General features: G+C 39.1%; 14 protein-coding genes and 1 riboswitch. Of the genes, 10 read left to right on the top strand and 4 right to left on the bottom strand.

The features are described from left to right. Nucleotides 1-3: 3 nt before the first annotated feature. Nucleotides 4-645: a copper homeostasis protein CutC gene (locus AC1F25_RS08450; protein ID WP_002309986.1), complete on the bottom strand. Its 642-nt coding sequence runs from the start codon at nt 643-645 to the stop codon at nt 4-6. A 108-nt stretch (nt 646-753) separates the two neighbouring features. On the opposite strand from AC1F25_RS08450, the gene AC1F25_RS08445 reads away from it, so the two are divergent. The 4 genes from AC1F25_RS08445 (at nt 754) to recD2 (ending at nt 5,642) form a co-directional block, all read left to right on the top strand. After that, nucleotides 754-1,620, top strand: coding sequence for a methyltransferase domain-containing protein (locus tag AC1F25_RS08445; protein ID WP_002309987.1), 867 nt, complete (start codon nt 754-756; stop codon nt 1,618-1,620). A gap of 220 nt (nt 1,621-1,840) precedes the next feature. Beyond that, nucleotides 1,841-2,344: a tRNA (uridine(34)/cytosine(34)/5-carboxymethylaminomethyluridine(34)-2'-O)-methyltransferase TrmL gene (trmL, locus tag AC1F25_RS08440; RefSeq protein ID WP_002320545.1), complete on the top strand. Its 504-nt coding sequence runs from the start codon at nt 1,841-1,843 to the stop codon at nt 2,342-2,344. Nucleotides 2,345-2,392: 48 nt separating this feature from the next. Further along, nucleotides 2,393-3,052, top strand: coding sequence for a histidine phosphatase family protein (locus tag AC1F25_RS08435; protein ID WP_002309989.1), 660 nt, complete (start codon nt 2,393-2,395; stop codon nt 3,050-3,052). Between the two features lie 19 nt (nt 3,053-3,071). After that, on the top strand, nt 3,072-5,642 hold the full coding sequence (gene recD2 / locus AC1F25_RS08430) for an SF1B family DNA helicase RecD2 (RefSeq protein WP_479994044.1): 2,571 nt from the start codon (nt 3,072-3,074) through the stop codon (nt 5,640-5,642). A 236-nt stretch (nt 5,643-5,878) separates the two neighbouring features. On the opposite strand, the gene AC1F25_RS08425 is transcribed toward recD2, so the two are convergent. Next, entirely contained in the window at nt 5,879-6,841 is a 963-nt protein-coding gene (locus AC1F25_RS08425) for a diacylglycerol/lipid kinase family protein (protein WP_002314139.1), read from the bottom strand. Nucleotides 6,842-7,380: 539 nt separating this feature from the next. Then, nucleotides 7,381-7,427, top strand: a riboswitch (PreQ1 riboswitch). A gap of 12 nt (nt 7,428-7,439) precedes the next feature. Here AC1F25_RS08425 and AC1F25_RS08420 point away from each other — a divergent pair. Next, nucleotides 7,440-7,943 (top strand): QueT transporter family protein, encoded by a 504-nt coding sequence (locus tag AC1F25_RS08420; RefSeq protein ID WP_002309992.1) that lies wholly within the window; start codon nt 7,440-7,442, stop codon nt 7,941-7,943. 55 nt (nt 7,944-7,998) lie between these two features. On the opposite strand, the gene cbpA is transcribed toward AC1F25_RS08420, so the two are convergent. After that, nucleotides 7,999-8,643 (bottom strand): cyclic di-AMP binding protein CbpA, encoded by a 645-nt coding sequence (gene cbpA, locus AC1F25_RS08415; protein ID WP_479994043.1) that lies wholly within the window; start codon nt 8,641-8,643, stop codon nt 7,999-8,001. A 161-nt stretch (nt 8,644-8,804) separates the two neighbouring features. Between cbpA and rpmG the strand changes: the two genes are divergently transcribed. The 5 genes from rpmG to AC1F25_RS08390 all read left to right on the top strand — a co-directional run bounded on the left by rpmG (nt 8,805) and on the right by AC1F25_RS08390 (nt 11,944). Continuing rightward, complete coding sequence (gene rpmG, locus AC1F25_RS08410; protein WP_002294578.1) at nt 8,805-8,957, top strand: 50S ribosomal protein L33; 153 nt, start codon at nt 8,805-8,807, stop codon at nt 8,955-8,957. A 20-nt stretch (nt 8,958-8,977) separates the two neighbouring features. Further along, nucleotides 8,978-9,148 carry a preprotein translocase subunit SecE gene (gene secE / locus AC1F25_RS08405; protein WP_002309994.1) on the top strand — a complete coding sequence of 57 codons (171 nt, stop codon included), beginning with the start codon at nt 8,978-8,980 and terminating at the stop codon, nt 9,146-9,148. A gap of 100 nt (nt 9,149-9,248) precedes the next feature. After that, nucleotides 9,249-9,794 carry a transcription termination/antitermination protein NusG gene (gene nusG / locus AC1F25_RS08400; RefSeq protein ID WP_002294580.1) on the top strand — a complete coding sequence of 182 codons (546 nt, stop codon included), beginning with the start codon at nt 9,249-9,251 and terminating at the stop codon, nt 9,792-9,794. A gap of 58 nt (nt 9,795-9,852) precedes the next feature. Beyond that, nucleotides 9,853-10,752: an alpha/beta fold hydrolase gene (locus AC1F25_RS08395; protein WP_479994042.1), complete on the top strand. Its 900-nt coding sequence runs from the start codon at nt 9,853-9,855 to the stop codon at nt 10,750-10,752. Between the two features lie 91 nt (nt 10,753-10,843). Further along, nucleotides 10,844-11,944: a lactate oxidase gene (locus AC1F25_RS08390; protein WP_479994041.1), complete on the top strand. Its 1,101-nt coding sequence runs from the start codon at nt 10,844-10,846 to the stop codon at nt 11,942-11,944. A 93-nt stretch (nt 11,945-12,037) separates the two neighbouring features. Here the strand turns inward: AC1F25_RS08390 and sdaAA are convergent, their stop codons facing one another. Beyond that, nucleotides 12,038-12,910 (bottom strand): L-serine ammonia-lyase, iron-sulfur-dependent, subunit alpha, encoded by an 873-nt coding sequence (gene sdaAA / locus AC1F25_RS08385; protein WP_002309997.1) that lies wholly within the window; start codon nt 12,908-12,910, stop codon nt 12,038-12,040. Nucleotides 12,911-12,914: the final 4 nt, after the last annotated feature.

Below are 12,914 nucleotides of genomic sequence, written 5' to 3'. Positions count from 1 at the left end.
AGATTATGGCTGAAGTTCAACGATTTTAGTTCCGTGGACTTCACTCACGTTTAATTCTTTAGCTACATGTGCTGCATTCGCTGCTGTTACGCCACCACCGGGCAAAATGATCAAACGGCCATCTGCATAGTCAATCAATTCTTTGAGCCGTGGGAAATGTTCTTCAATCGTTTGATCAGCAGGGCCGCCATGCGTTAAGATACGGTCAACACCGTGCGCTGCTAGCCAATCGATTGCTTCAAATTGCCGTTCTTCAGGAATACTGTCAAAAGCCATATGGAAGGTGATCTGTACGCCTTCTGCGGTTTCGATCAATAGTTCCAATGCTTCTTCGTCTAGCCATCCTGAGGGAGTAAGACAACCAAAAACTACGCCATCCGTCCCTAATTTCTTTGCTTCAATCAAATCAGTATGCATAATTTTCAATTCGATATCGTTATAGACAAAATCGCCCCCTCTAGGACGGATAATCGTCATTACAGGGATATTTTTTTCCCCTGCGTAACTTAATGTTTCTTCGATCACACCAGTACTTGGGGTCGTTCCGCCGACCGCTAAGTTGTCACATAATTCGATTCGGTTAGCTCCTCTGGCAATTGCCAGAGGAATAGATGTGTAGTTTTCAGCACAAAATTCTTTGATCATCTGATCTTCTCCTTTGTCTTTCGCTTTCTTCTAGGCATTGTATCATATTTTTACCAGTTGCCAAAGTGAGCATCTAACGGTAAGATAAAACAGAAATGAGGGGGAACTATGTTAAAAAAAATTGACCGAGGACGCCAGTTTTTGGCAGAAAAACATCAGCTGTTCCGCTGTCCAGTTTGCCAAGAAGAGGTAGAAAAGTCTGATAATGGCTTGATATGCAAAAATAATCATCGTTTTGATCTGTCCAAAAAAGGAACACTTTACTTTTTATCCCACGCGGTTAAAACAGAATATGATCAAGAAATGTTCGTTCCAAGGCGTAGAATGATCCAATCAGGCATGTATCAGCCCGTTATTGAGACTATCGCACAGTATCTGCCTAATGAAATCTCGCTATTAGATGTCGGCTGTGGAGAAGGAAGCTTCTTGAATGAACTTTCAAAATTGAAAAAGATTCAAACTGCTGTTGGATTTGATATTTCAAAAGAAGGGGTCTATGCAGCTACGGAACAATCTGTCGAGGCATTTTGGTGTGTAGCGGATTTGACCAATTTGCCATTTGCTGATCAGACATTTAACACGATCTTAAATATCTTTTCGCCTTCTCATTACCAAGAATTCCAACGTGTACTGTCAGAAGATGGAGAGGTGCTGAAGGTAGTGCCGCAAGAAAATTATTTAAAAGAACTGCGTCAGGCTTTTTATCCGAATCAACCTGAAAAGCAAAGTTATTCCAATGATCGTGTAGTCGCAAAGTTTACTGAATCAATGAAACTAACTGAACGTCAGCGTGTGACTTATGAATTTGAGATACCAGAAGAAAATCGAAAAGATCTTTTAGCAATGTCGCCCTTAGAGTGGCAAGTCGAGGAGGAAATCAAAGCAGACTTGTACAAGAATCCTTTGAAAAAGATTACAATTGACATAGAATTATTAAAAGGAACTAAGAGAAAACGGTTTTCTAGTAGTTTTTAAAGAGTAGAGGTTGCAAAAGTAAGTTGAGGGTGTTATAGTAAAAACAAGTTGTTTTTTCATTGGTTTTTATCAGGTTCCTGTTCTGATAAAAGTTAGTGAGAAGAGCTTCACTAACGTAACGACTCGCAGTGACTGACACCGAGTTGATACGTTTTTTTTTATGCAAAAATCAAATTGTCAGAAAATAGAAACGAACATAAATATGAGAGGAATGATCCTGATGAATCATATCGTTTTATTCGAACCGTTAATACCTGCAAACACCGGAAATATTGCCCGTACGTGTGCGGCCACGAATACGCCGCTTCATTTAATTGAGCCCCTAGGTTTTTCAACGGATGACAAACACCTGAAACGAGCAGGGTTAGATTATTGGAACGATGTAAATATTACTTATCACAGTGATTTAGAAGCTTTTTTAACATTTTTAGGTGATCGTAAACTACACTTGATCTCAAAATTTGCTCATAAGGTATACAGTGAAGAAAATTTTGCTGATGGAGAAGAGCACTTCTTTTTATTTGGAAAGGAAACAACTGGCTTGCCAGAAGCGTTTATGCGCGAAAACGAGGAAAAGTGTTTGCGCATCCCTATGAATGATGAGCATGTTCGTTCATTGAATTTATCGAATACAGCTGCAATGATTGTGTACGAAGCACTTCGTCAGCAAGGATTCCCTAATTTAGAATTAACGCACCATTATGAAAATGACAAGCTGGATTAGACAGTTTATTATAGAGTAAAATAAAAGAAAGACAGGAGTTTGCTGCGTATGGAACTATATTTTACCCGACATGGGAAGACACAATGGAATCAGGAAAGACGTTTTCAAGGGAGCAATGGCGATTCTCCGCTTTTGCCTCAAAGTTACGAAGAAATCAAAGCATTTGGGAAAAAAGTAAAATATGTTCCTTTTAAAGCAATTTATTCCAGTACAGCAAAACGAGCATGCGATACAGCAGAAGGTATCAACAAAGAGCTTGCTAGTCCGGTAGAGATTTTCTATACAGATAAACTGCGAGAACTAGGGCTAGGTACTTTAGAAGGACAATCAATCGATGAAATGTATCAGAAATACCCAGAGAATTTGCCGAATTTGCGTAATCACTTAGATCTATATGATCCTTCTCCTTTTCATGGAGAAACGATTGAATCAGCAATCACACGTATTGAAACTGTTGTAGCGGATGCGGTTGCTCAACATAAAAACGGACCTCTTTTATTCGTAGGTCATGGGGCCTCATTAACTGCTGCCATTCAATGGATGACAGGGAAAGAGCTAAGTGAGTTGCGGGAAATGGGCGGTTTGTTCAATAGCAGCCTGACGATTTTAGAGACTGAAGAGCCTTGCAAATTATTGCCGTATAAACTGAAAGTATGGAACCAAACAGATTTTTTAGGAACTGAAACAGCACCAGAACCTTTACTATAGAAGAAGGAGGCGGCTTCCGATGCAGCCAGAAGAAATGCCTTATTTCGTTGGTACAGTTGCCGCGATTTTTTTTCAAAATCCTAGTAATTTTTACAAAGTGCTTTTGGTACACATCAGCAAAACTACAGCTGATTACCGTGAAAAAGAGATTGTAGTTACCGGAAGCTTTGGCGATATTCAAGAAAATGAGACCTATCGTTTTTATGGAGAACTAGTGGATCACCCTAAATACGGAAGACAGCTTAAAGTCGAAAGATATGAGCAAGAAAAACCAACAACTGCGAATGGGATCGTAGCTTATCTTTCCAGCGAAAAATTCCCTGGGATCGGTAAGAAAACAGCAGAGAAAGTCGTCGAGTTGCTGGGAGAAGATGCTATCGAAAAAATCATTGCTGATCCTTCGGTATTAAAACAAATCGCTGGTTTAACGAAGCCAAAAAGAGAAATGCTTGCTGAAACGATTCGTCTAAATCACGGGATGGATCAAGTAATCATGGGATTGAATCGTTATGGATTCGGTAGTCAGTTAGCTTTCAGTATTTATCAGACCTATAAGAACGAGTCTTTGGATATCATCGAAGAAAATCCGTATCAGCTAGTCGAAGACATAGAAGGAATCGGGTTCAAACGCGCAGATAATCTAGCCGAACAAATCGGTATTGCAGCAGATTCACCTAGAAGAATCCGAGCAGCCATCTTGCATCAGATTTTTCAGCATGCTGTTCAAACAGGAGATACATACGTACCGGCGGAAACATTGCTTCAGCAAACCATCCGTATTTTAGAAACAAGTCGTCCAATAGAAATTCTGCCTGATCAGGTTGCTACTGTGATTATCCAGCTTGTTGAAGAAGGAAAAATCCAGCAAGAAGAAACGAATCTTTACGAAAACAGTTTGTATTTTTCTGAATGGGGTATCGGCAATTCCATCCAACGTCTGCTCAGCCGTAAAAAAGAAATCCATTATCCTGAAAAAGAAGTGCAGAAAAATATTCGGCGTATCGAAAAAATATTTGGTATACAGTATGGACCTTCGCAAGAACAAGCAATCGCTGAAGCCATCCGTTCTCCTCTATTTATTTTAACAGGAGGACCAGGTACGGGGAAAACTACTGTGATCAATGGGATCGTCAATCTTTTTGCAGAGTTGAATGGTCTGGAATTGGATCCGTCAAAATATACCCAAGAAATTTTTCCTATTCTGCTTGCAGCACCTACTGGCCGGGCAGCTAAACGAATGAACGAGACAACAGGTCTGCCTGCCAGTACAATCCATCGTTTACTTGGGCTGAATGGACGGGAAAAAACACCTTCAGTCAGCACGAAAGAATTAGAAGGCGGACTTTTGATCGTTGATGAGATGTCTATGGTCGATACATGGCTGGCTAACACATTATTCAAAGCGATTCCGACGAATATGCAGGTTATTCTAGTAGGGGATAAAGATCAGCTTCCTTCTGTCGGTCCTGGACAAGTGCTACATGACCTTTTGGAAATCGAACAAATTCCTAAAATGGAACTCAATCAGATTTATCGACAAGGTGATGGTTCTAGTATTATTCCTCTTGCCCATGAAATCAAAGAAGGACGTCTACCAAAAGATTTCACAAAGAATCAAAAAGATCGTTCCTATTTCCGAAGCGATGCTTATCAAATTGAACCCTTGATTTCTAAAATTGTGGAAAAAGCGAAAAATAAGGGATTCCGTGCACAAGATATCCAAGTATTAGCACCAATGTATCGGGGACCAGCAGGGATCGACGCGTTAAATAAAATGATGCAAGAGATATTCAATCCAGGGAGACCTGGGAAAAAGGAAGTACATTGGAACGACACCGTTTATCGGATAGGAGACAAAGTACTCCAGTTAGTCAATACTCCTGAATTGAATGTATTCAATGGAGATATGGGAGAAATCACGGGGATTATCTTGGCAAAAGATTCGGAAGATAAAGTGGATGAATTAGTTATCCAGTTTGATGCAAATGAGGTCACTTATAAAAGAAACGAGTGGAATAAAATTACTCTTTCTTATTGTTGTTCGATCCATAAATCACAGGGCAGTGAATTCAAAATGGTCATTTTGCCCATGGTTCATCAATATCAGCGAATGCTTCAGCGTAATCTACTCTACACGGCTGTTACTCGGAGTAAGGAACTGTTGATTTTGTTAGGGGAAGAGCAAGCGTATGCCACTTGTGTAGCGAATGAATCGGCAAGCCGAATGACTACGTTGAAATCAAGAATCATCGATAATGGAAAAATGACTATCACTCTGCGGACAAAACTAGCAGCTTATGAAGATTCTTTGATTGGAAATGATCCATTTGAAGATGGGACCTATACAAAAGAGTCGCAGGACATAAAAGAAAAGTTACCTATAAAAGACGACAGTGGAACGAATGAATCGAAAAACCAAGTAATGGAAACAGTGGAACCAGATCTATTTTCTTCATCGGTTGTAGAAGAAAAGAAAGAAGAGATAGAACCTGCTGTTCCCAAGGAGTTCGTTCTTACTGCAGAAGCGATTAATCAGAAATTAGTAGATCCAATGATTGGTATGGAAAACATTACACCGTATACATTATAAAAGAATCTGACGATACGTATGCGCTATTTGTCGGCAATATTGATCACTTAAAAAGCGGATGTGACACGACTTGTGCCTCATCCGCTTTTTGAAATTATTCTTGGTGACTTGTAGTGAAATTGTAGGCTCATGCCGTCTTGGTAAACGGTGTTCAAAAGACAGTTTCTTGGTATGAAGTCAAATTTTTGCAAAAATGTGAACAGGCATTTCCACAAAATTTTTCTACAAACTCGAAACTACTTGAAAAATAACTGGTTTTTTGTAGAAAATTGCAGATCAAAAGGACGAGGAGCGACATCTTCTCCATCTTCTTGACCATATTGCGGCGTTGGTGAAACGATTCGTAATCTGTTTGTTGTGTAGTGATGGAAATATTTCGATTTCAATTGTTTTTTCTGCATAAGTAAAAGGATAAGCCATATGATTTTAAAAATATTGATTCGTTCGACCATGACAAAATCAATGACTGGTTTAGTCGCATCTGCAGTTGGAGCGATTGCGATTCCTCCTCCAAAAAAAGGATGCTTCGTTGCTGTACATAAAAATGCATTTGAAAAACTTAACTGCTTTCCTCCTGCATCCACTAGAATTGGAAATCCTTTTTGAGTAAATAAAGTCCGGAGAATAGAGAACAAATACGAAAAAGAACCTAAGTTGTATTTGTTCAATCGTTCTTTTGTAGAAGAATGATTTGTCGCGTGGACGATAGCTGCGTCTAATCCAATACCAAAATTATTAACAGCTATTCCTTTTTTTTCACTTATTTTTTCTTCATAAGCCATTATATGGACTTTATCTGGTGATTGAGCTGCTAAAATCAGCTGAAGTGCTTTTTTAGGATTCTTAGGAAGTCCCGCTCCTCGAGCAAAATCATTTCCAGAGCCTGCTGGAATATAAGCGACAGGAAATTCAACTTCCATCTGATAGAAAGTATCAAGTACCTGATGCAAGGTTCCGTCTCCTCCTACGATGATCAAAAGAGGGAAAGTTTCGATTGTTTCCTGTTCTTCTGTCCAAGGTACTAATGTTTCTTTTGCCAGAATTTCAGCAATCTCCGCATCATGTCCTTTGTATTCACTGTAATGAAGGGTATAGTTGACATGTTTGTTTTTTAATATCGGCAAGATTTTTTCTGCTACTTTATGGCCGTTTCCACTGCCTGCCGATGGATTGATCAATAAATGATAATGGAATTTCATATTTTCCTCCTGCTATTCAATAAAACAAGATATTTTAATCATCCTGTTTGCTGGTTAACCAATAATTAGCAAGTTTTTTCTATTTTTGGAATGAAAGAAACTTGTTTTTACAAAAAAACACCTGTTACAAAATTAATTCTTGGTTATTATAGCAGAAGACTAGGAGAATGAAAAAGGTCTGGAGACCGAAACACACAAAAAAGCCTAGCAAGCGCATCATCCATTACTTACGTAAGGAGAAGTTCCAAGGTTCGGTATGTCCACTTAGACCTTCAGCTGCCTGCTAGACTATTCTCTAGTAAGAGGTTGCTCAAATTCCCACATCCTTTTTTATTTATTTAAGTTTCACAACAATTCTGTTTGTGCAGAACCTACTTCGTCTGCTTTACTGGGAATTCTTATGACCCCTTACATTTATCTTATACCATATTTTGAGACTTTTAGCAAACGTTTACATTTTTGCTTGTTTACTTTTTTCAAAAGTAGATAAGACAGATTGAAATAGATGAAAAGTCTGTTATAATTATTGTTTGTTTCACATAATCGCGGTTCATCAACCATCCCGCGTTAAAAAAACTAGGAGAAATGAGGAGAGAAAATGCAAAAAACGAAAAGCAGACAACGGTTGTCCGTAATCGTTGTCAATGGTATCATCATGGCTCTTTATCTAGCGCTAACTATTTTAGTTGCGCCTGTATCCTCAGGGCCAATCCAGTTTCGTATTTCAGAAAGTTTGAATCATTTAGTTGTCTTTAACCGTAAATTACTTTGGGGAGTTTTGGGCGGGGTCATCGTCTATAATGCCTTCTTTGGATTTGGTATCATGGATGTGGTTTTTGGTGGTGGCCAAACATTGCTTTCTTTAGGTCTGACAGCTTTGCTGCAAAACAAAGTGAAAAATGTAAAGATGCGTTTAGTATTGAACACGATCTTCTTTACTATCAGCATGGGATTGATTGCTTACATGCTAGTTCCGACAGGTGGCCAAGCATTTTGGACAACCTATGGTACACTTGCATTAAGCGAGTTCATCATCATGGCTGTTTCAGCACCACTGATGTATTATTTAGATCGTTCGCTTGATTTTGAAAAGCGTGTCTAATTGTAAAAAAACGACAAAAGAAAGCAGCTGAGCTGTATTTCTTTTGTCATTTTTATTATGCTTCTTGGTTTTGCAAATTTTCGATTTCTACCACTTTATAATTCTTTTTCTCTAAGTGGTTGATGATCGTTTCACATACTTTCGGTTCAGTGTTCGCCGGCAGCGTAATCAATGTACGTCGGATGTATTCGTCTTTTTCAATATCAAGAGTAATGCAGCTGGCAATGCTACTGTATTTTGAAATGATTTTTGCGATAGCAGCCAGATCTCCTTGCTTTCCTGTAGAAGCAATTGTCAGCACATAGCTTCCTTGTTCTACGCTCCAAGATTGAGAGAGCATATTAAGTAATGTGCTATGTGTCAAAATACCATAAAAATGATTTTCACTGTCAAGGACAGCAATATAAGGAAGCTCTTTGATCGTAAAGAATACTTTGAAGAAAGAAGTATCCAGATAAATGAACTTTGTGGCATTTTTCAAAAGATGAGTGACAGGAAGCTTCATATCACCGCCGTTTGCTTTATGACGATAGATGTGCATTTTGTAAATATTTCCACGGAAAATATTCCCTGAAGAATCTAAGATCGGTACACAACGGTATCCGGAAGTTTCTAAAATTTTTAATGCTTCTTCTAATGTACTAGTCTCTGTAACGGTTGTCAGATCTTTTTTCTTATATACAAGTGTTTTTAATAGCATCGCTATACCTCCAATTGTCTCATTTTAGCTTAATTTCAAATTAATCATATCATAATTTTATCTAAAACAATAGATAGTTTATTTCACAAATTGACAAGTAAAAAGTTACGTGATACTGTTATTAAGTATAAGTCTGATTCTCAGCAAGGGGGCAGAAGTAAATGGCAAAGAAAAAAGCAGCACTCGCTTGTTCCGTTTGTGGGTCTCGTAACTACACAAAATCAGTCAGTGAAGGAAAAAGCGGTGAACGTTTAGAAATCAACAAATTTTGTAAATATTGTAATCAATATACATTACATAAAGAAACGAAATAAACAGCAAAGGAGGGTGTCTCATGAAATTTCTAAAAAGCGTAAAAGATGAAATCAAACAAGTAACTTGGCCAAACAGAAAACAACTTCGTAAAGATACGTTGGTAGTTATCGAAACTTCTATTCTTTTCGGGTTGATGTTTTACGTAATGGATACAGCAATCCAAAGTTTATTTGGCTGGATCTTAAAATAACTCGCTAGCCACAACGTGCTTTTAGTGCTATAATGAAGCGAAAGAAAAACTTCGGGTGTACTGAGGTTTTTTTATTTTACAATGAAATGAGGAGCCTTCAATGGAATCTTTTGAAAAAAACTGGTATGTCTTGCATACATATTCAGGATATGAAAACAAAGTAAAAGCAAATATCGAATCTCGTGCGCAAAGTATGAAAATGGCCGACTTTATTTTCCGTGTCGTTGTTCCTGAAGAAAAAGAAACAGAAGTCAAAAATGGGAAAGAGAAAGAAATCGTTCATAAAACATTTCCAGGATATGTTCTTGTTGAAATGATCATGACAGACGCTTCCTGGTATGTTGTCCGTAACACACCAGGCGTGACAGGATTCGTTGGTTCACACGGAGCTGGAAGCAAACCAGCACCACTACTTCCAGAAGAAGTCAATCATATCTTGCGTTCTATCGGCATGAGTCTACGACAAAATGATTTAGAAGTAGAAGTTGGCGAAGTTGTGAAAATCATCGAAGGCGCATTTGCGGGATTAGAAGGACAAGTAACAGAAGTTGACGGAGAAAAAGAAAAATTGAAAGTCAACATCGATATGTTTGGTCGTGAAACAAGTACAGAACTTGATTTCGATCAAGTAGATAAAATCGATTAATAAAGAGACTTGAAATGTCGATCATACGATTGACCTTTCAAGTCTTTCTTTTTTCTATATGGAAAGGAAGAGGCGAATGACAAATCGAATCAAAAATGTATGCAAACATGCGGCTACAGCAGCTTTAGTGCTTATCAGCTTGTTTGCGATAAGTGGTTGCCAGACGACGAAGACTACTGCAGTTTCTGATAAAGAAAAAACGGTAGAATCCAGTAAAGTGATAGAAAAAACCACTATTCCAACACTTTTTTTCCATGGCTACAGCGGGACAGAAAATTCCTTTAAAGGGATGTTGCAACGTTTGGAAAAAAATCAAAAAGCAGTAAAAGAATTGGTTCTAATAGTAGAAGCCGATGGACAAATACAAGCAGAAGGAGACTTATCTGGAAAAGCAGACAATCCGATGGTCCAAGTATTGTTTGCAGATAATAAAAACAACGAGTGGAATCAAGCAGAATGGATCAAATCTTGTCTTTTGTATCTGAAAGAAAACTATAGCATAGACAAAGTCAACATCGTGGGACATTCAATGGGAGGAGTTAGCGCGTTACGCTATTTAGGAACATATGGACAGGATACGTCATTGCCGCAAGTTCAGACATTTACGGCAATTGGTGCACCTTTTAATGATTTTGTCGATGACAGTGGGCAATCTCTGACAGAGGAGTTAGCAATGGGTCCTGCTGTTGTTTCTAGCCGCTATCAAGATTATCAGCAAATAATCGGAAATATGCCTACAACTACTCGATTTTTCCTGATTGCCGGACAATTGGACGAAGCAGACTTGAGTGATGGGACAGTACCGTTAAACAGTGCATTAGCTGTCTATGTGTTGTTGAAACAACACGGAAATGAAGTAGAAGAAAAAATAGTAAAAGGCGAAAATGCCGCTCATAGTATGCTTCATGAAAACCAAGAAGTAGATCAGCTTGTTAGTCGATTTGTTTGGAATGAATAGCAAGAAAAGGATCCGAGAGTAAATGTTTGCTTACTTTTTGTAAGAATAGTATGATTTACATGTAATCAAGAAGATGAAAGAAGGATCTACTATGACTTATCATACAAGTAATGAAGAACATCCAATCGATATTGTAAACATTGCTTCACTAGAAGGTCGTGTAAAAGAGCGAATGGAAGCAGGAGCTTTTGGCTATATTCGCGGTGGTTCTGAAGATGAGTGGACGATGAAAGAAAATACGACTTCTTTTAATGCAAAAAAAATCATGGCACGGATATTACGCGGAATCGACTCAGCAGATTTGCATACATCAGTTTTTGGAATTGAATTAGACACACCGATTATCCAAGCGCCATCAGCGGCCCAAGGATTGGCGCATGAAAAAGGGGAAGCTGATACAGCTAAAGGGGTAGCTGCTGCTGGATCAATCTTTTCCATCAGCACTTATGCGAATACGACAATCAAAGATGCAGCAGATGCAGCGCCAGGTGCACCGCAGTTTTTCCAATTATATATGAGTAAAGACGATGGGTTCAATGAGTTCATTTTGAACAAAGCAGTAGAAGCAGGGGCTAAAGCCATCATTTTAACGGCAGATTCAACGCTCGGTGGTTACCGCGAAGAAGATGTGATCAATCAATTCCAATTTCCATTACCAATGCCTAATTTAGCTGCTTATAGCGAACAAAGTGCAAGTGGGAATGGCGAAGGAAAAGGAATTGCAGAAATCTATGCAGCTGCAAAACAAGGCTTGACACCAGATGACATCAAAACAATCAAAGAAATCACCAATCTTCCAGTCATCGTAAAAGGAATACAATCGCCAGAAGATGCAGTCATCGCTATCTCTGCAGGGGCAGATGGTATCTGGGTATCTAATCATGGGGGACGACAATTAGATGGAGGTCCTGCTTCCTTTGAAGTATTGCCAAAAATTGCCGAAGTAGTCAATAAACGTGTACCAGTGATTTTCGACTCTGGCGTCCGTCGAGGAGAACATGTCTTTAAAGCTTTGGCAAGTGGTGCTGACTTAGTTGCGATTGGCCGACCAGTAATCTATGGATTGAATCTAGGTGGGGCAGAAGGAGTAACCTCTGTTTTTGAACACCTGAACAAAGAATTGTCGATCACGATGCAACTTGCAGGAACAAAATCGATTGATGAAGTAAAAAATACGAAATTGATGGATTAATAAAAAAAACGAAGAGAGGCCTAACTGTGCGTCTCTTCGTTTTTTTGTGATAGAAATAACTAATCTCTTAATACTCGAAACTAGGCAGCTTTTTTACGACCTCTTATTTAAAATCTCTTCTGTAAGTCGCTTAGCAGTTGGCGTAACAGCTAAGCCGCCTTCTGCTGTCTCTTTGAAAATCGATGGCATTTGTCGTCCGACTTGATACATCGCAGCAACGACTTCATCCGGTGGAATGACACTTTCGATACCCGCTAATGCCATGTCAGCAGAGATGAAAGCTTGAGAGGACCCTAAAGCATTACGTTTGACACAAGGTACTTCAACTAAACCTGCAACAGGATCGCAAATCAGTCCCATCATATTTTTCAATGTGATGGCTACTGCTTGAGCTGCTTGATGAGGAGTCCCGTTTTTTGCACAAACCAAAGCCGCCGCCGCCATTGCACTTGCAGAACCAACTTCTGCTTGACAACCCCCTTCTGCGCCACTAATAGAAGCGTTGTTCGCGATTACTAACCCGAAAGCGCCAGCAGTAAACAAGAATTCCAATTGCTGTTCATGTGACAAACCAAGCCGATCTCGGACAGCCATTAACACACCAGGAACAACCCCCGCACTTCCAGCAGTCGGCGTAGCACAAATCAATCCCATTTTTGCATTGACTTCGTTAACAGCTACAGCATTGCGTACAGCCTTTAAGATCGTTTCTCCGCTCAAAAAATCTGCTTCGTTCAAATAATCATCTAATTTTTTTGCATCGCCACCGGTAATCCCTGTGACGGAGGTGACACCTTCTTTTCCCTCGTTGATCGATTGTTCCATTACTGAAAGATTTTTTTCCATAATCGCAATGATCTGACTACGGGAACGGCCGCTCATTTCCATTTCAACTGCAATCATCAATTCTGCTACACTTGAATAAGCTTTCGCTTGGTCTACTAATTCTTCAATCGATAAAAACATTTTT

It is taken from the genome of Enterococcus sp. M-BR2 (genome assembly GCF_056612775.1).
This window is presented reverse-complemented; position numbering and strand designations above follow the sequence as displayed.